The organism is Leclercia sp. UBA5076 (assembly GCF_002416465.1).
Lineage (GTDB): Bacteria > Pseudomonadota > Gammaproteobacteria > Enterobacterales > Enterobacteriaceae > Enterobacter.
On sequence record NZ_DIAO01000004.1, the window covers coordinates 395,689 to 413,964 of the forward strand.

Sequence of the window (18,276 nt, forward strand, 5' to 3'; positions counted from 1 at the left end):
GCCTTTTATATAACTGTGCGTCATGCAAAACATTGCTTCCAGATGCTCAAATGACACGTTACAACGCTGGTTGGCTCGGGATTGCAGGGTTTTCCGGAGACCTGGCGGCAGTATAGGCCGTTCACAAAATCATTACAATTAACCTACATACAGTTTGTCGGGTTTTCTCTGGAACAGTGATCAGGGTCACGATAACAACATCTTTTTAATTTTTAATCATCTGATTTGACAAATGTTAAACATTATTGTTACAAACATCACCAGAAAAGGCATATAATGCGCAAAAGTTATGAGGTCTCTCTTTCACCTGAGAATAAGTTATGTAACAGTGTGATGGTATTGACCGAAGTTATCAGGACAGTTATTAGTGATATACAGGTTTGAATAATTCGGACTGAACAAACACTGATTTGCTGTTATTTCTCTGGTTTCTCATTTGTTTACCTGCTAGCGCCATTGCTCTGTACCCTGGTTTCTCCTCGTGAGCTGAGCGGCGAGCCAAATAACAAACTGGTAACAATGATAAATCAGCTGAATGCAAATCCGGTTATGGGCAGTCTTAAGCAATAAGGCGCTAAGGAGACCGTAAATGGCTGATACTAAGGCAAAAATCACCCTAAATGGTGACGCTGCTATTGAACTGGATGTGCTAAAAGGCACGCTCGGTCAGGATGTTATTGATATCCGTAGTCTTGGTTCTAAAGGTATGTTTACCTTTGACCCTGGTTTTACCTCCACCGCATCTTGCGAGTCCAAAATCACCTACATCGACGGTGACGAAGGTATTCTGTTGCACCGCGGTTTCCCCATCGACCAGTTAGCGACTGACTCCAACTACCTGGAAGTGTGCTACATCCTGCTGAACGGCGAAAAGCCGACGCAGGAACAGTACGATGAGTTCAAAACCACCGTCACTCGTCACACGATGATCCATGAGCAGATTACCCGTCTGTTCCACGCCTTCCGCCGCGATTCACACCCAATGGCGGTAATGTGCGGGATCACCGGTGCACTGGCCGCGTTCTACCATGACTCCCTGGATGTGAATAACCAGCGTCACCGCGATATCGCCGCGTTCCGTCTGCTGTCCAAAATGCCAACCATGGCAGCGATGTGTTACAAATACTCCATCGGACAGCCGTTTGTTTATCCGCGCAACGACCTCTCTTACGCCGGTAACTTCCTGCGTATGATGTTCGCCACGCCGTGCGAAGAGTACGAAGTGAACCCGGTTCTGGAACGCGCAATGGATCGTATCCTGATCCTGCACGCTGACCACGAGCAAAACGCCTCTACCTCTACCGTCCGTACCGCTGGTTCTTCAGGCGCGAACCCGTTCGCCTGTATCGCAGCAGGTATCGCCTCCCTGTGGGGACCGGCACACGGTGGCGCGAACGAAGCGGCACTGAAGATGCTGGAAGAGATCAGCTCCGTTGAACACATTCCTGAATTCGTCCGTCGTGCGAAGGATAAGAACGACTCCTTCCGTCTGATGGGCTTCGGTCACCGTGTTTACAAAAACTATGACCCGCGCGCAACCGTGATGCGTGAAACCTGCCACGAAGTGCTGAAAGAGCTGGGCACCAAAGATGACCTGCTGCAGGTGGCGATGGAGCTGGAACACATCGCGCTGAACGACCCGTACTTCATCGAGAAGAAACTCTACCCGAACGTCGATTTCTACTCCGGTATCATCCTGAAAGCGATGGGCATTCCATCTTCCATGTTTACCGTTATCTTCGCGATGGCGCGTACCGTGGGCTGGATTGCACACTGGAACGAAATGCACACCGAAGGGATGAAAATTGCCCGTCCTCGTCAGCTGTACACCGGCTACGAGCAGCGTAATTTCGAGTCTGACGTGACCAAACGCTAAAAGCGATGCCCGGCGGCGCTACGCTTGCCGGGCCTAAGCAGGCCGGGTCAGCGCAAGCGCCACCCGGCTTTTTTACATCTGGCACTCAGGACACCAGTAAAACGGTCTGGAAGAGAGCGTCGTTTTCTCAATCACCCCGCCGCACCGCTCGCACTTTTTCCCCGCCCGATGAAACACCTTAAAGCGGAATAATGCCCCATGATGCTTCTTGTCATTCACCACTCCGCGGGTGTTATACGACAGACGCGGGATCGCCAGTAGCGCATGCGCCAGCGCGTCGAGCTGTTCTTCGGTGAGCTGTGACGCTTTATGCTGCGGCGCCAGCCCCACCTCCCACAGAATTTCCACCCGCAGATAGTTGCCCAGACCAGCGAGAAACGCCTGGTCCAGCAGCAGCCCGGAAAACTGCCGGTTGCGGAATTTTGCCGACAACAGCCGCGCTTTCACCTCCTCTGCCGTCAGGCGTAAATCGAGGACATCCGGCCCCACCCGCTGCAGGAAGGGATGGGTAGTGAGTTGCTCCGGCAAGAGCATCTCAATATCCGAGGCGCTGTAGAGCAGAATGGTTTTATCCGCGGTCTGTAACTTAACGCGCAGGACCCGCGTGGTCTGCGGCTCCTGGCCGGTCTCAACCACCCGCCAGACGCCATACAGCTGGTTATGGCTGTAGAGCGTCAGCTGGTTAGAAAAGTGAGTGAGCAGCGCTTTACCGCGCGTCTCCAGATGCGTGACCGTCTCGCCGATAAGCCGGGATTCAAACGGTTTTAACTGAGGGAAAGCAAACCACACGTCGGTGAGCGGTTTGCCTTTTATCGCCGCCTCCAGGCTATCCGCCGCGCGGCGGATCTCTGGTCCTTCTGGCATGATGACTCCTTGTTAGTGCGTTGCGCCGCCCACCACTTTAATATCCGCCTCCTGGCGCAGCGCCACCGTAATGGCGATCTCCAGCGCCTGCTTCACGGTTTGCGTCGCCATGCTCGGGGCGCCAGGGTGCGCCGCCGCCTGCTCGGGCAGGTAAGGAATATGGATAAATCCGCCCTTCACCTCCGGGCGGTCGGCCAGCTTGTGCAGCACGCCATACATCACGTGGTTGCAGACGAATGTTCCCGCCGTCTGCGAAACCGAAGCAGGAATACCTGATTCACGCAGCGCCGCCACCATCGCTTTAATGGGCAGCGTGCTGAACCAGGCCGCCGGGCCGCCCTCAACGATAGCCACATCCACCGGCTGTCGGCCATGGTTATCCGGGATACGGGCATCATCAACGTTGATCGCCACCCGCTCAACGGTGACATCCACCCGGCCCCCGGCCTGCCCTACCGCCAGTACAACGGAGGGCTGTAGCGCGTCAATGGCCGCGTTCAGCACCGATAACGACTCGCCAAACACGCAGGGCAACTGCCGCGCCACCACGCGGCAGTCGTCAATAATTGCGCCATCAAGCTGCTTTACCACCTCCCATGAGGGGTTAACGGTTTCGCCGCCAAACGGCTCAAAGCCGGTGATCAATACGGTTCGCATCATTTCTCCTTACAGGAACATCAGGAAGTAGAGCAGGAAGACGTTAGCGATCAGCAGCAATACCCCGGTGGGGACCTGCGCCTTAATGACCGCGTTTTTATCGGGTAACTCCAGCAGCGCGGCGGGCACAATATTGAAGTTGGCCGCCATCGGCGTCATCAGGGTGCCACAGTAGCCGGAGAACATGCCAATCGCCGCCATCACCGCCGGGTTGCCGCCGTGTTGCAGCACCAGAATGGGAATACCGATCCCGGCGGTGACAATCGGAAACGCGGCGAAGGCGTTACCCATTACCATGGTCAGCAGCGCCATGCCCACGGCATAGACCGCTACCGCAATAAACCGGCTGTCGACCGCCAGGTACGTCTGGGTGAGATATGAAATGCCTTCCCCGACACCGGCGGCGGTAAACAGCAGGCCAAGGGTCGCCAGGATCTGCGGCAGAATAAAGGCCCAGCCGATGGAGTCGAGCAGACGGCGCGCCTCCTGCAAAGGCTGATGCACTTTCTCATGGGTCATTTTAACCGCCATCGTCAGGCCAATCAGCGAGCCGACGGTCATGGAGAAGAGCGTCACCAGGGTCGAGTGGTTACCCGGCCCGAACAGCGTCTCCTGCAGGCCCGGGATGTGGTTGAACATCAGCACGCCCACCACCGTCACCACCGGAATGGCCAGCGCTGGTAAAAAGAGGCGATTGCCCAGACGCTTCGCGCTGCTCTCACGCTCTTCTGGCGTGCGCTGGTGATAACTCCCCTGGCGCACCCCGCCGAAACCGGCGATCAGTGCCAGCAGCACGACTGCCACACCCACTGCGATATGGACGGTGCGCTTGTCGCCCACCAGATCGTAGGTCCAGTTCCCCAGCAGGAACAGCAGGCCGTAAATGCCCCAGAACAGACCGGTGGTCATACGTCGCGGGTTGGCTTTATCGCGAAACGACATCAGCGCCACGATGAGCAGGATCAGCCCTGCCAGCCAGTAGAGATAGCTTTGCTGGAAATTCATTTTACCTCTCCCTGCACTTTGGCCAGCTCGCGCTCCAGATGCTTATCCAGGCGGTAGAGGCGGGTCGCGTGGATCGCAAAGGCGCAGAGCGCGGTCGGGATCCCCCAGAGGGCAATATGCAGCGGCTCCGTCTGGATCCCACCGGATTCCAGCATAAAGTTATGCATAAAGATGATGGCGCCAAAGGCGACAAAGATATCTTCTCCAAAGAAGAGCCCGACGTTATCGGTGGCTGCCGACATCGCCCGCAGTCGATAGCGCACCGCCCCCGGCAGCTCGCCATACTTTTTCTCCGCCGCCCCTTCCGCCATCGGCGCCAGCAGCGGGCGCACCATCTGCGGGTGTCCGCCAAGGCTGGTCAGCCCCATTGCCGCCGACGTTTCACGGACGAAGAGATAGACGATCAAAAGCCGCCCGGCGGTGGCGCTGTGGATCTTCGCGATCCACGCCTGGGCCCGCTCTTTCAGGCCGTGGCGCTCCAGCAGACCAATAACCGCCAGCGGGATCAGCAGGATATAAGGCAGGTTACGGGTATTGAGGAACCCTTCGCCCAGTTTTTCCAGAATGGTGGCGATGGGCATTTGCGCCGCCAGGCCGGTGACGATCCCGGCGACAATGACCACCAGCACCGGGTTAAAGCGTAAGAGAAACCCGACCACAATCACCGCGATACCGATGAGTGGCCAGAGGGATAGCGTCTCTGCCATGACCTTTTTCCTGTCGTTGTGTTTGCAAGTGTGCGTTATGCACTGATTTTTATATTATTTTCTTCAAATTCTCTGCGCAGACGACGGGCAAAGGCCAGCGCATGCTCGCCGTCACCGTGGATACACACCGTCTGCGCATGCACGGCTGCCCATTCACCGGTAATACTCTTCACCCGTCCGCGCTGGATCATCTCCAGGGTTTGCGCCAGGGCCTGATCTTCATCGGCGATCAGCGCCCCGGCCTGGGTACGCGGCACCAGGCTGCCATCGGCCTGATATCCACGATCGGCAAACACCTCTTCCCGGGTGATCAGGCCATAGCGCGTTCCCGCGCGGATCAACTCGCTCCCCGCCAGCCCGACCAGGATCAGATCCGGGTCAACGGTCGAAACGGCGCGGGCGATCGCATCCGCCAGGTCGCGATCTTTTGCCGCCTGGTTATAGAGCATGCCGTGCGGTTTTACGTGACGCAGCTGCCCGCCTTCGGCGCGAACGATCGCCGCCAGGGCACCAATCTGGTAGAGCATCTGGGCGTAGACTGTCTCCGGCGGCAGGGTCATGGCCGTGCGGCCAAAGTTTTCCCGGTCCGGGAAGCTGGGGTGCGCCCCGATGGCCACCCCATTTTTTAGCGCTTCGCGCACGCAGGCCAGCATGGTTTCGGCATCGCCGGCATGGAATCCGCAGGCGATATTGGCTGACGACACCAGCTTTAACAGTGCGGCATCGCTGCCGCACCCTTCACCTAAATCTGCATTTAAATCAACCGCGATCATGTAACCTCCACGCCAGCTGTTCGATGTACTGCTTCTGGATGCGCCGCGCCTCCAGCGCCTCTTCCAGCGTACAGGGGACAAAGTGAATAGGTTGTCCGAGCGGGGCCTGCGCCAGATGGTACATATCGGCCTCGATGATGCAGGCGATCCGCGGGTACCCCCCGGTGGTCTGGGCATCGTTCATCAGAATGATAGGCTGTCCGTTATGCGGCACCTGAATCACGCCCGGGAGCAGCCCGTGCGACAGCATCTCCCGATCGGTGGTGCGCGCCAGCTTTTGCCCCTGCAGGCGGTAGCCCATACGGTTACTCTGTGGGCTGAGCTGCCAGGGCAGACGCCAGAGCGCATCCTGGGAGGCCTGATCGAACTCATGGTATTCCGGTCCCGGCAAGGCCCGCACGCGGTTACTCCAAAGGAGCTGTTTCACGCCCTGGGCTTCACGGAATTCACGCCCACCGGCCCGAACCTGCAGGCGATCGCCATCTTTCAGCAGCCGCCCTTCGTGACCGCCCAGCCCCACCTTCAGGTCGGTGCTGAGGGAGTTCATGACCTGCGGCACGTCGATTCCGCCCGCAATGGCCAGATAGCTGCGCATGCCCCGGCGGGGACGATTAAGGGTGAGCTGTTGCCCGGCTTTCACCGGCAGGCGCCAGCCGGTCCAGACCGCGGCCCCGTCAAGCCGGGCATCACAGCCCGCACCGGTCAGGGCAAACCAGCCATCCTGTTCAAATTCGAAGATAGATTGCCCCAGGGTGATCTCCAGCGCGGCATCATCCGGGTCATTGCCCACCAGCAGATTACCAATCTGCAGTGCCGGTTTATCCAGCGCGCCGCAGTAGCTGATTCCTGACTGGCGAAACCCGATACGTCCGCCATCCTGCACCGAAGTATGAAGACCCGCACGAATGATTTTTAACATACCCCCTCCTTCTGCGGGATAAACCGCACGGTGTCGCCCGGTCGCAGCAGCACCGGCTCGTCACGAGCGGGATCGAACAGCGGCAGAGAGGTGTGCCCAATCAGCTGCCAGCCTCCGGGTGTGGCTAAGGGATAAATACCGGTCTGCGACCCGCCAATCCCCACCGAGCCCGCCGGCACCTGCAACCGGGGTTCAGCGCGACGCGGCGTAGCCAGTTGCTCAGGCAGCCCGCCCAGATACGGAAAGCCCGGCTGAAAGCCCAAAAACCAGACCACATAATCCGCGGAGGAATGGAGCTCCACGACCTGTTTCTCGGTCAGCCCCGCGTGACGCGCCACCTCGCCCAGATCGGGGCCCGCAGCAGTACCATACACCACGGGGATCTCGATAGCGCGGGAATCGGGTTCCAGCGCTTCGCTCTCTTCCCACCAGCGCTGCAGACGTTCTATGGCATCCAGCGCCACCGAGTGGGGATTGCGCAGCACCACGGTGATGTTATTCATCCCCGGAATGGCTTCCACCACTTCAGGGATTTCACCCAGTCGCTGGGTCAAGCGCCAGATCCGTTTTTGCGTCGCCAGGGTCACCGGCGGCTCCAGTTCCAGTACGACGGCGGTTTCGCCTAGCAGATAACAACGTGCTCGCTGCACTTAGATACCTCTCATCAGGCTGGATTAGGAATATCGACAAAGGTGACATCCAGGTCGGTGTTTTCTGTCAGCCATTCGCTGAGCGCGCGAATGCCGCCGCGTTCCGTGGCATGGTGACCTGCCGCATAAAAATGCAGCCCCTGCTCGCGGGCGGAGTGAATGGTTTGCTCAGAGACTTCGCCGGTGATAAACGCATCGACGCCAAAACGCGCCGCGCTGTCAATAAAGCTCTGTCCGCCGCCGGTACACCAGGCGACGCGTTTTACCTCATCCGGCCCGGTATCGCCGCTCCACAGCGGACGACGCCCCAGCCGCGCTTCGATCCACGAGGCCAGCTCCAGCCCCGGCACCGGCATGGAGAGTTCCCCCCACGGCACCAGCGGCTCGATTTCGCCCATGATGTTAATGCCGAGCAGCGCCGCCAGCTGGGCGTTGTTTCCCAGCTCCGGGTGCGCATCCAGCGGCAGGTGCCAGCCATAGAGGTTGATGTCGTTTTCCAGCAAGGTCTTCAGGCGGTTGCGCTTCATGCCGCGGATAACCGGAGATTCCCCCTTCCAGAAATAGCCGTGATGAACGATAACGGCATCGGCCTGCTGGCGAACCGCTTCATCCAGCAGCGCCTGGCTTGCCGTCACACCGGTAACAATCTTCTGAATAGTTTCGCGCCCTTCCACCTGCAGGCCATTCGGTGCGTAGTCGCTGAAGCTGGCGCTGTTCAGTTTGTCGTTAATCAGTCGTTCCAGTTCACTGTTTTTCATTATGACTCCCTATGCTTTACGGGCGGCTTCATACGCGGCCAGCGTGGCAACGCGCGCCTGTTTATGGTCGACAACCGGGCGGGGATACGCGAGGGTGACGCCCTGCTTGTCCGCCCAGATCCAGGGATCGTGGATGGCCTTGTCCGGCACGGTGGCCAGCTCCGGCAGCCAGCGGCGGATAAACACGCCGTCGGAATCAAACTTCTGTCCCTGGGTTGTCGGGTTAAAAATACGAAAATAAGGGGCGGCGTCGGTTCCGGTTGATGCCGCCCACTGCCAGCCGCCGTTATTGGCGGCCAGGTCGCCATCGATCAGCTGTGAAATAAAGTAACGTTCCCCGGCACGCCAGTCGATAAGCAGATCCTTTACCAGAAAGCTGGCGGTGATCATCCGCAGGCGATTGTGCATCCAGCCGGTTTCATTCAGCTGACGCATGGCTGCATCGACAATCGGATAGCCGGTTTGTCCCTCTTGCCAGGCTTTCAGCTGCACATCGTCAGACTGCCATTCGACGTTATCAGTCCAGCGGATGAATGGCCGATATTTACATAAATCAGGGTGATACGTCATCAGATGACGATAAAACTCGCGCCAGATAAGCTCGTTAAGCCATACCGCCCCCGGCCCCCCCTCCAGCGCCTCAGGTTGTTCTGCCAGCAAGCGGTGCAGGCACTGGCGAGGAGACAGCACCCCCAGCGCCAGGCAGGCGGAGAGACGGCTGGTCCCTTCGATAGCCGGAAAATCGCGCTGCGCCTCATACTCCCCTGCCCCCTGTTGACAGAACTGACGCAGCCGGGCAATCGCCTCTCTCTCGCTCGCTGGAAAGAGGTCAGTATCGAATGGCTGTTGCGGATAATCGAAATCCAGCGCCGCCGGGGTCACCTTTTCGCCCTCGCGGACGGCAGGAGCCGCCGCACACTCAGGCAGCCCCTCTTTCAGCCGCCGCAGCCAGGCGTTTTTAAACGGCGTAAAGACCTTGTACATCTCATGACTGCCGGTCATGACGCTGCCCGGCGGCAGGATCACGCTGTCATCAAAACCCTGGCAGGTCACGTTCTGCAACGCGCGCTCCAGCTGACGATCGCGCTGCTGCTCGTTCAGTTCGTACTGGTAGTTATAAAAGAGATGGGTGACCTCATGCTCTGCGCAAAGCTGCGCCACTTTTTCGCCCTGGGCGGCGAAATCAGCCACCTGCGCGTAGAGCAGCGGAATGTTTCTGTCGGCCAGCTGCTGTTGCAGATCGTTGAGATGAGCATGAAGAAAGGCGGCCTGGCGAGGCGCCATGGCGTGCTCACGCCACTGCTGCGGCGTGGCGATGAAAAGCGCCAGGACGCGGGCATGTTTGTCGCGGCAGGCGGCGGCAAGCGCAAGGTTATCGTGGATGCGCAGATCGGCGCGAAACCAGACCAGATGGGTGGCCATAACACTCCAGTATTATCGTCTGTAACATCTACAAGTCACCGAGGATACTTTGCTTTAACAAGTGTAGCCATACTGAAATAAAAAAGGCCGCCCAACGGACCGCGAATCCCGGGGGATAAAAAAACCGCCACATTGCTGTGGCGGTTTTTTGTTACTGCAATTGCTGTGTGTAGTCTTTCTTAATAAAAATCACAAATGGCTTTTTCAGCCTGATCCATCCACACCGGCTTATCGCTGGTCTTCGCCCATACGCGATGCAGATAGCTGTAAAAACGTGCACGATCTTTCCAGAACAGCATAACTGGTAACGCCAGAACACCCGCTAACACAGCGAAAGTGCGGCGAATAAAAACGATATGTGCCGGATACGCTTTGTAAAATTCCATCATTTTCTCCCCTCTTTCTGGCCGGAAACCTGCTCCGGAAAAGTAAAACTGATTATCTGCTGAAAATAGTAACGCTTTGGCTGTAATTTTACTACTCATCCGACCACTTTTTTTGTCCTCTAAAAGGGATCTTTACACTTCATCCCGTAATTTAGTTACATAAAAGTTAAATTAATACTAACCATTAGTTAAATTATGGTCTTAGCTATTTTTATACTTTTTTTACACCTCCCCGTCTGATTTTTGCGAAATCTTTGCGCCAGAAAATTTACCGTTTGCACCATGACTAATGTCACCCGGAGGTGAATTGTGAGTGCAGGTGTAATTGTGGGCATCGCGCTGCTGTTTCTGTTACTGGGGTATCTGATTTATGCCCTGCTTAACGCGGAGGCATTCTGATGGCTGCTCAGGGATTTCTGCTTATCGCCAGCTTTCTGCTGGTACTGTTCATACTCGCCCGGCCACTGGGGATGTGGCTGGCACGCATGATTAACGGCCTGCCGCTGCCCGGGGTGCAGGCCATTGACGCAGGGATACTGCGCCTGCTGGGGATCCGCGCCGACGAGATGAGCTGGCGCCATTATTTGTTGGCTATTCTGCTGCTTAATGGCGTGGGCCTGGTTGTGCTCTTCGCCATGCTGATGCTTCAGGGCACTCTGCCGCTCAATCCGCAGCAGCTGCCGGGGCTTTCATGGCATCTGGCGCTGAATACCGCCGTCAGCTTTGTCAGCAACACCAACTGGCAGTCCTATGCCGGTGAAACAACTCTGAGCTATTTCAGCCAGATGGCGGGGCTGACGGTACAAAACTTCCTCTCTGCGGCCAGCGGTATCGCAGTGATTTTTGCCCTGACCCGCGCCTTCTCCCGCCAGAATATCACTACGCTTGGCAACGCCTGGGTCGATCTGACCCGCATCACCCTGTGGGTGTTGCTGCCGCTGTCGCTGGTTATCGCCCTGCTGTTTATGCAGCAGGGTGTATTGCAGAACCTGCTTCCTTATCAGCCCTTCACCTCGCTGGAGGGGGCCAGGCAGCTGCTGCCGATGGGGCCGGTCGCCTCGCAGGAAGCGATCAAAATAGTGGGTACCAACGGAGGGGGTTTCTTTAATGCCAACTCCACCCATCCGTTTGAGAATCCGACCGCGCTGACCAACGCCGTGCAGATGCTGGCGATCTTCCTGATCCCCACCGCACTGTGCTTTGCCTTTGGCGAGTCGGTCAGCGATCGGCGCCAGGGGCATACGATCCTGTGGACCATGTCCGCCATCTTTGTGGTCTGCGCGGCGCTGGTGATGTGGGCGGAGTGGCAGGGTAACAGCCACTTAATGCTGCTCGGCGCGGACAGCAACAGCAACATGGAAGGAAAAGAGAGCCGCTTTGGCATTCTCGCCAGCAGCCTGTATGCGGTGATCACCACCGCCGCCTCCTGCGGAGCGGTTAACGCCATGCATGACTCCTTCACCGCCCTGGGCGGCATGATCCCGATGTGGCTGATGCAGATTGGTGAAGTGGTGTTTGGCGGCGTTGGATCGGGCCTGTACGGCATGCTGCTGTTTGTGCTGCTGGCGGTCTTTATCGCCGGGCTGATGATTGGCCGCACCCCGGAATATCTGGGTAAGAAAATCGACGTGCGTGAGATGAAGCTGACCGCGCTGGCGATCCTCGTCACCCCGGCGCTGGTGCTGCTCGGCACCGCACTGGCGCTGATGACTGACGCCGGGCGCAGCGGCATCTTCAACCCCGGGATCCACGGCTTCAGCGAGGTGCTGTACGCGGTGTCGTCGGCAGCCAACAACAACGGCAGCGCCTTTGCGGGCCTGAGCGCAAACTCACCGTTCTGGAACTGCCTGCTGGCATTCTGCATGTTGGTCGGCCGCTTTGGGGTGATTATTCCGGTCATAGCCATCGCCGGATCGCTGGTGAACAAGACCCGCCAGCCCGCCTCTGGCGGCACGCTGCCTACCCACGGCGCGCTGTTTGTGGGTCTGCTGATCGGCACCGTCCTGCTGGTCGGCGCCCTCACCTTTATTCCCGCCCTCGCATTAGGCCCGGTTGCGGAACACCTCTCTTTACGCTGATTTTACGGAGTATTCTTCATGAGTCGTAAGCAACTGGCCCTGCTTGAACCTGCTCTGGTTCGCCAGGCGCTGATGGATGCGATAAAAAAATTAGATCCGCGCGTGCAGTGGCGCAATCCGGTGATGTTTATCGTCTGGCTGGGGAGCCTGCTGACCACCCTGCTTGCCCTCGCCATGGCAGGCGGATGGCTGTCAGGAAGCGCCACCTTTACCGCAGCGATCAGCCTGTGGCTGTGGTTCACCGTGCTGTTTGCCAACGTCGCCGAAGCGCTGGCGGAAGGACGCAGCAAAGCGCAGGCCAACAGCCTTAAAGGGGTACAAAAGACCGCGTTCGCCCGCAAGCTGCGCGAAGCGAAATATGGTGCTGCCAGCGAAACGGTGCCAGCGGATACGCTGCGCAAAGGCGACATCGTTCTGGTGGAAGCCGGAGATATTATCCCCTGCGACGGGGAGGTTATCGAAGGGGGCGCCTCGGTGGATGAGAGCGCCATCACCGGTGAGTCCGCGCCGGTGATCCGTGAGTCCGGGGGCGATTTTGCCTCGGTCACCGGCGGAACGCGCATTCTTTCCGACTGGCTGGTGATCCAGTGCAGTGTCAATCCGGGCGAAACCTTCCTCGATCGGATGATCGCCATGGTGGAAGGCGCCCAGCGGCGCAAAACCCCGAACGAAATCGCCCTCACCATTCTGCTGGTGGCGCTGACCATCGTCTTTCTGCTGGCGACGGCCACTCTGTGGCCCTTCTCGTCCTATGGCGGGACGGCGGTGAGCGTCACCGTGCTGGTGGCCCTGCTGGTCTGCCTGATCCCGACCACCATCGGCGGCCTGCTGTCGGCCATCGGTGTGGCGGGCATGAGCCGGATGCTGGCGGCCAACGTTATCGCCACCAGCGGGCGAGCCGTCGAGGCGGCAGGCGACGTCGACGTGCTGCTGCTGGATAAGACCGGCACCATCACCCTCGGCAACCGTCAGGCATCTGAGTTCCTGCCCGCCCCGGGGGTGGATGAGCAAACGCTGGCCGACGCCGCCCAGCTGGCATCGCTGGCGGACGAAACCCCGGAAGGCCGCAGCATCGTCATTCTCGCCAAGCAGCGCTTTAACCTGCGCCAGCGCGACGTGCAAAGCCTGAATGCCACCTTTGTGCCCTTTACGGCGCAAACGCGGATGAGCGGCATCAATATTCAGGACCGCCTGATCCGCAAGGGTTCGGTGGACGCGATTCGCCGCCATATTGCGGCCAATAACGGCCACTTCCCGCCGCAGGTAGATACCCTGGTAGAGAACGTCGCGCGTCAGGGGGCCACGCCGCTGGTGGTGGCGGAAGGGGCGACCGTACTCGGGGTGATCGCCCTGAAAGATATCGTCAAAGGCGGCATCAAGGAGCGCTTTGCCCAGCTGCGTAAAATGGGCATCAAAACGGTGATGATCACCGGGGATAACCGCCTGACGGCGGCCGCCATTGCCGCCGAAGCGGGGGTGGATGATTTTCTCTCCGAAGCGACGCCGGAGGCCAAACTGGCGCTGATCCGCCAGTACCAGGGAGAAGGACGGCTGGTGGCCATGACCGGTGACGGCACCAACGACGCCCCGGCCCTCGCCCAGGCGGACGTGGCGGTAGCCATGAACTCCGGCACCCAGGCGGCGAAAGAGGCGGGCAATATGGTTGACCTCGACTCTAATCCGACCAAGCTGATCGAGGTGGTGCATATCGGCAAACAGATGCTGATGACCCGGGGCTCGCTCACCACCTTCAGTATCGCCAACGACGTGGCGAAATATTTCGCCATTATTCCGGCGGCGTTTGCCGCGACTTATCCGCAACTGAACGCCCTGAATGTGATGCATCTGCACTCCCCCGCCTCGGCCATCCTGAGCGCGGTGATCTTCAACGCGCTGATCATTATCTTTCTGATCCCGCTGGCGCTGAAAGGGGTGAGCTACAAGCCGCTCACCGCCGCCGCCATGCTGCGCCGCAATCTGTGGATTTACGGTCTGGGTGGGCTGGTGGTGCCGTTTATCGGCATTAAAGCCATCGATGTCGTGCTCACCCTGTTCGGGCTGGTTTAAGAGGAAAATCAAATGGCTATGTTACGTCCCGCTATACTGTTGTTTATTCTGCTGGCCCTGATAACCGGCGGGCTCTATCCGCTGGTGACCACCGCGCTGGGTCAGTGGTGGTTTACCGACCAGGCCAACGGATCGCTTATCTACCAGCAGGGGGAGATCCGCGGTTCCCGGCTGATTGGGCAGAACTTTACCGCGGCGGGTTACTTTCACGGGCGTCCTTCCGCTACGGCTGAGAGCCCGTATAATCCCATGGCCTCGGGCGGCAGCAATCTGGCGGGCAGCAACCCTGAGCTGGATGACGCCGTTCGCGCCCGCGTGGAGGCTCTGCGTGCAGCCAACCCGCAGGCGAGCCCGGCAGTGCCGGTTGAACTGGTGACCGCCTCAGGCAGCGGGCTGGACTACAGCCTGACGCCGCAGGCCGTCGCCTGGCAGATCCCACGGGTGGCTCTGGCGCGTCAGCTCAGCGCCGAACAGCTCAGCCAGCTGGTGGCCGCCCATACGCAAAAGCCATTATTCAGCGCGATGGGCAATCCAGTGGTCAATATTGTTGAATTGAATCTGGCGCTGGACGCGCTAAGGAAAGAGTAAATGATTGACGAGCCTCTGCGCCCGGACCCGGACAAACTGCTGGAACAGGCCGCCTGGCCCCATCGCGGTAAGCTGAAAATTTTCTTCGGCGCCTGCGCGGGCGTCGGCAAAACCTTCGCCATGCTCAGTGAAGCCCAGCGTCTGCGCGCCCAGGGGCTCGATATTCTCATCGGTGTCGTGGAAACCCACGGTCGCCAGGAGACCGCCGCGCTGCTGGCGGGGCTGGCAACCCAGCCGCCGCGCCGCATTCATCATCGTGGGCGTCTGGTAACGGAATTCGATCTCGACGCCGCCCTCGCCCGCCGTCCGGCACTGATCCTGATGGACGAGCTGGCGCACACCAATGCCCCGGGCTCGCGTCATCCCAAACGCTGGCAGGATGTCGAGGAGCTGCTGGACGCCGGAATTGATGTTTTCACCACCGTCAACGTCCAGCATCTGGAGAGCCTCAACGACGTGGTCAGCGGCGTGACCGGTATTCAGGTGCGGGAGACCGTCCCGGATCCCTTCTTCGACGCGGCGGACGAGGTGGTGCTGGTGGATCTCCCCCCGGACGATCTGCGCCAGCGACTGCATGAGGGCAAAGTCTATATCGCCGGGCAGGCTGAGCGGGCCATCGAGCACTTCTTCCGTAAAGGCAATTTGATCGCCCTGCGCGAGCTGGCTCTGCGCCGCACCGCCGACCGGGTGGACGATCAGATGCGGGCCTGGCGCGACCGCCAGGGTCAGGAGAAGGTGTGGCATACCCGCGATGCGATTTTGCTCTGCATCGGCCACGGCAGCGGCAACGAGAAGCTGGTGCGCACCGCCGCGCGTCTGGCGGCAAAATTTGGCAGCGTCTGGCATGCGGTCTACGTGGAGACGCCGCAGCTGCACCGTCTGCCGGAGAACCAGCGCCGCGCCATTCTTGGCGCCCTGCGTCTGGCGCAGGAGCTTGGGGCCGAAACCGCCACCCTGGCCGAGCAGGCGGAAGAGAAAGCCATCCTGCGCTACGCCCGGGAGCATAACCTCGGCAAAATTGTTATCGGCAGGCGCACCCGTCGCCGCGGGTTCAGCCGGGAGAGCTTTGCCGACAAGCTGGCACAGCGCGCCCCCGACCTCGATCTGCTGATCGTCGCGCTGGACGACAAACCGGCCGCCCTGCCCGCCAGAACCCCGGACAACCGGGCATTCAGCGACAAATGGCGGATCCAGCTGCGCGGCTGTCTGGTGGCGGTGCTGCTCTGCGCGCTGATCACCTTTGTTGCCAGCCAGTGGCTACCCGGCTTCGATGCCGCCAACCTGGTGATGATCTACCTGCTGGGTGTGGTGATCGTGGCCCTGTTTTACGGCCGCTGGCCCTCGGTGCTGGCGACGGTAATCAACGTCATCAGCTTCGATCTCTTTTTTATCGCCCCGCGCGGCACCCTGGCGGTGTCGGATGTGCAGTACGTCCTCACCTTCGCCGTGATGCTGGCGGTAGGTTTGCTTATCGGCAACCTGACGGCGGGGGTGCGCTATCAGGCGCGGATCGCCCGTTACCGCGAGCAACGCACCCGCCAACTGTATGAGATGTCGAAGGCGCTGGCGGTGGGCCGCGCACCGCAGGATATCGTCCAGACCAGCCAGCAGTTTATTCACTCCACCTTTAACGCCCGCAGCCTGATCCTGCTCCCGGATCGCGAAGGCAAACTCGCCCCCCTCACCCCGGCTTCGGGCATCACGCCGTGGGATGAGGCCATTGCCCACTGGAGCTTTGATAAAGGCCAGCCTGCGGGAGCAGGCACCGACACGCTCCCGGGTGTACCCTATCAGATCCTGCCGTTGCAGCGTCAGGGGGTACTGATTGTCGAGCCGGCTAACCTGCGCCAGCTGATGATCCCCGAGCAGCAGCGGCTGCTGGAGACCTTTACCCTGCTGGTGGCGAGCGCGCTGGAGCGGCTGGCGCTCACCGCCAGCGAAGAACAGGCGCGGTTAGCCAGCGAGCGGGAGAGCATTCGCAATTCGCTGCTGGCCGCCCTCTCCCACGATCTGCGCACGCCGCTGACGGTGCTGTTCGGTCAGTCGGAGATCCTGACCCTCGACCTGGCGGCAGAAGGCTCCCGCCACGCTATCCAGGCCAGCGAGATCCGCCAGCACGTGCTGAACACCACCCGGCTGGTGAACAACCTGCTGGATATGGCGCGGATCCAGTCCGGCGGCTTTAACCTGAAAAAAGAGTGGCTGACGCTGGAAGAGGTGATCGGCAGCGCCTTAAAAACCCTGGAGCCGGGGCTGGGTGGCCGGCATATCGCGCTCGCGATGTCCGATCCGCTGGCGTTGATCCATGTGGATGGCCCGCTGTTCGAGCGGGTGCTGATTAATCTGCTGGAGAACGCCGCGAAATATGCGGGCAGCAAAGCGCAAATCGGCATTGACGCCAGCGTCACCCCGGACCAGCTCCAGCTGGAAGTCTGGGATAGCGGCCCGGGCATTCCGGCGGGTCAGGAAGAGGCTATCTTTGATAAATTCGCCCGCGGAAATAAGGAGTCCGCCATTCCCGGCGTCGGGCTGGGGCTGGCTATCTGCCAGGCGATTGTTGAGGTGCACGGCGGCACCATTACCGCCCATAATCGCCCCGAAGGGGGGGCCGGTTTTTGTGTTACACTGCCGCTTGATGCCCCACCCGAACTGAATGACTTTCCAGAGGATTTGTGATTAACGTCCTGATTGTTGAAGATGAACTCGCCATCAGTCGTTTTCTGCGTGCCGCGCTGGAAGGTGAAGGGTTGCGCGTTCACGATGCCGGGACGCTACAGCGAGGCCTGATTGAAGCCGCCACCCGCAAGCCGGACCTGGTGATCCTCGATTTGGGCCTGCCGGACGGCGACGGCCTCGACTTTATCCGGGAGGTGCGCCAGTGGAGCCAGATGCCGATCATCGTGCTCTCCGCCCGTCTGGAGGAGACCGACAAAATTGCCGCACTCGATGCCGGTGCCGACGACTATCTCAGTAAGCCGTTTGGCATTGGCGAACTGCAGGCGCGTCTGCGCGTCGCCCTTCGCCGCCACGCGACCACCGCCCCCGTCGACCCGGTGTATACCTTTTCGGATATTCGTGTCGATCTGGCCTCGCGCCGCATTCAACGCGGTGAGGCTGAAATCCACCTGACCCCCATCGAGTTCCGCCTGCTGGCGGTCCTGCTCAACAATCACGGCAAAGTTCTTACCCAGCGCCAGCTGTTAAGTCGGGTCTGGGGACCGAATGCGGTGGAGCATAGTCACTACCTGCGCATATATATGGGGCACCTTCGCCAGAAACTCGAAACGGATCCCGCGCGCCCGCGCCATTTATTAACGGAAACCGGTATCGGTTATCGGTTTATGCTGTGAATAATCATTCACTCTCATTTCGCTTAAAACAATTACTCTCCTGGTTTATTTTAAAATATCAGCCTCATATTTATTCACCCTTATTTCAAGTCTCTTGACACACTAAAAAAACAGCGCATTAACATAATACCCACAATCCAGAATTATGATCTGCACTTTAAATAAAATGCGGATAA

18 protein-coding genes are annotated in these 18,276 nt (G+C 59.3%); 8 read left to right on the forward strand and 10 right to left on the reverse strand.

Going from position 1 to position 18,276, the window contains the following annotated elements:
- Positions 1 to 276 precede the first annotated feature (276 nt).
- Both B3X29_RS22635 and B3X29_RS05520 read left to right on the forward strand, forming a co-directional pair.
- Complete coding sequence (locus B3X29_RS22635) at positions 277 to 384, forward strand: hypothetical protein (RefSeq protein WP_418936630.1); 108 nt, start codon at positions 277 to 279, stop codon at positions 382 to 384.
- 205 nt (positions 385 to 589) lie between these two features.
- Complete coding sequence (locus B3X29_RS05520; protein WP_103178716.1) at positions 590 to 1,876, forward strand: citrate synthase; 1,287 nt, start codon at positions 590 to 592, stop codon at positions 1,874 to 1,876.
- A 72-nt stretch (positions 1,877 to 1,948) separates the two neighbouring features.
- Here the strand turns inward: B3X29_RS05520 and nei are convergent, their stop codons facing one another.
- The 10 genes from nei to B3X29_RS05570 all read right to left on the reverse strand — a co-directional run bounded on the left by nei (position 1,949) and on the right by B3X29_RS05570 (position 10,017).
- Positions 1,949 to 2,740 carry an endonuclease VIII gene (gene nei, locus B3X29_RS05525; RefSeq protein WP_159339275.1) on the reverse strand — a complete coding sequence of 264 codons (792 nt, stop codon included), beginning with the start codon at positions 2,738 to 2,740 and terminating at the stop codon, positions 1,949 to 1,951.
- Positions 2,741 to 2,752: 12 nt separating this feature from the next.
- The gene (gene pcp / locus B3X29_RS05530) at positions 2,753 to 3,397 is read right to left on the reverse strand and encodes a pyroglutamyl-peptidase I (protein ID WP_114387648.1); all 645 of its coding nucleotides are present in this window, start codon (positions 3,395 to 3,397) and stop codon (positions 2,753 to 2,755) included.
- A gap of 9 nt (positions 3,398 to 3,406) precedes the next feature.
- On the reverse strand, positions 3,407 to 4,402 hold the full coding sequence (locus tag B3X29_RS05535; RefSeq protein ID WP_159339276.1) for a DUF979 domain-containing protein: 996 nt from the start codon (positions 4,400 to 4,402) through the stop codon (positions 3,407 to 3,409).
- Positions 4,399 to 5,109, reverse strand: coding sequence for a DUF969 domain-containing protein (locus tag B3X29_RS05540; RefSeq protein ID WP_103178712.1), 711 nt, complete (start codon positions 5,107 to 5,109; stop codon positions 4,399 to 4,401). Before B3X29_RS05540 ends, B3X29_RS05535 begins: the two co-directional genes overlap by 4 nt.
- Before the next feature lie 35 nt (positions 5,110 to 5,144).
- Positions 5,145 to 5,879, reverse strand: a complete 735-nt coding sequence (pxpA, locus tag B3X29_RS05545) for a 5-oxoprolinase subunit PxpA (protein ID WP_103181048.1) — start codon at positions 5,877 to 5,879, stop codon at positions 5,145 to 5,147.
- Positions 5,869 to 6,801 carry a 5-oxoprolinase subunit PxpC gene (gene pxpC / locus B3X29_RS05550; RefSeq protein WP_103178711.1) on the reverse strand — a complete coding sequence of 311 codons (933 nt, stop codon included), beginning with the start codon at positions 6,799 to 6,801 and terminating at the stop codon, positions 5,869 to 5,871. The genes pxpA and pxpC overlap by 11 nt, the downstream gene beginning before the upstream one ends.
- On the reverse strand, positions 6,795 to 7,451 hold the full coding sequence (gene pxpB / locus B3X29_RS05555; RefSeq protein ID WP_103823566.1) for a 5-oxoprolinase subunit PxpB: 657 nt from the start codon (positions 7,449 to 7,451) through the stop codon (positions 6,795 to 6,797). Before pxpB ends, pxpC begins: the two co-directional genes overlap by 7 nt.
- A gap of 14 nt (positions 7,452 to 7,465) precedes the next feature.
- Positions 7,466 to 8,209, reverse strand: a complete 744-nt coding sequence (locus B3X29_RS05560) for a type 2 GTP cyclohydrolase I (RefSeq protein WP_103178709.1) — start codon at positions 8,207 to 8,209, stop codon at positions 7,466 to 7,468.
- Between the two features lie 9 nt (positions 8,210 to 8,218).
- Positions 8,219 to 9,631 (reverse strand): deoxyribodipyrimidine photo-lyase, encoded by a 1,413-nt coding sequence (gene phrB, locus B3X29_RS05565; protein WP_159339277.1) that lies wholly within the window; start codon positions 9,629 to 9,631, stop codon positions 8,219 to 8,221.
- A gap of 179 nt (positions 9,632 to 9,810) precedes the next feature.
- The gene (locus B3X29_RS05570) at positions 9,811 to 10,017 is read right to left on the reverse strand and encodes a YbfA family protein (RefSeq protein WP_103181047.1); all 207 of its coding nucleotides are present in this window, start codon (positions 10,015 to 10,017) and stop codon (positions 9,811 to 9,813) included.
- Positions 10,018 to 10,326: 309 nt separating this feature from the next.
- Between B3X29_RS05570 and kdpF the strand changes: the two genes are divergently transcribed.
- Genes kdpF through kdpE form a run of 6 tightly spaced genes read left to right on the forward strand, consistent with a single transcriptional unit; the run spans position 10,327 to position 18,100 of the window.
- The gene (gene kdpF, locus B3X29_RS05575) at positions 10,327 to 10,416 is read left to right on the forward strand and encodes a K(+)-transporting ATPase subunit F (RefSeq protein WP_103178707.1); all 90 of its coding nucleotides are present in this window, start codon (positions 10,327 to 10,329) and stop codon (positions 10,414 to 10,416) included.
- Entirely contained in the window at positions 10,416 to 12,095 is a 1,680-nt protein-coding gene (kdpA, locus tag B3X29_RS05580; protein WP_156654107.1) for a potassium-transporting ATPase subunit KdpA, read from the forward strand. The genes kdpF and kdpA overlap by 1 nt, the downstream gene beginning before the upstream one ends.
- Before the next feature lie 18 nt (positions 12,096 to 12,113).
- Positions 12,114 to 14,162: a potassium-transporting ATPase subunit KdpB gene (gene kdpB, locus B3X29_RS05585; RefSeq protein WP_180210003.1), complete on the forward strand. Its 2,049-nt coding sequence runs from the start codon at positions 12,114 to 12,116 to the stop codon at positions 14,160 to 14,162.
- A gap of 12 nt (positions 14,163 to 14,174) precedes the next feature.
- Complete coding sequence (kdpC, locus tag B3X29_RS05590) at positions 14,175 to 14,750, forward strand: potassium-transporting ATPase subunit KdpC (RefSeq protein ID WP_159339279.1); 576 nt, start codon at positions 14,175 to 14,177, stop codon at positions 14,748 to 14,750.
- Positions 14,751 to 17,426, forward strand: a complete 2,676-nt coding sequence (kdpD, locus tag B3X29_RS05595; RefSeq protein ID WP_214421733.1) for a two-component system sensor histidine kinase KdpD — start codon at positions 14,751 to 14,753, stop codon at positions 17,424 to 17,426.
- On the forward strand, positions 17,423 to 18,100 hold the full coding sequence (gene kdpE / locus B3X29_RS05600; protein WP_159339281.1) for a two-component system response regulator KdpE: 678 nt from the start codon (positions 17,423 to 17,425) through the stop codon (positions 18,098 to 18,100). The genes kdpD and kdpE overlap by 4 nt, the downstream gene beginning before the upstream one ends.
- The last annotated feature ends 176 nt before the right edge of the window (positions 18,101 to 18,276 follow it).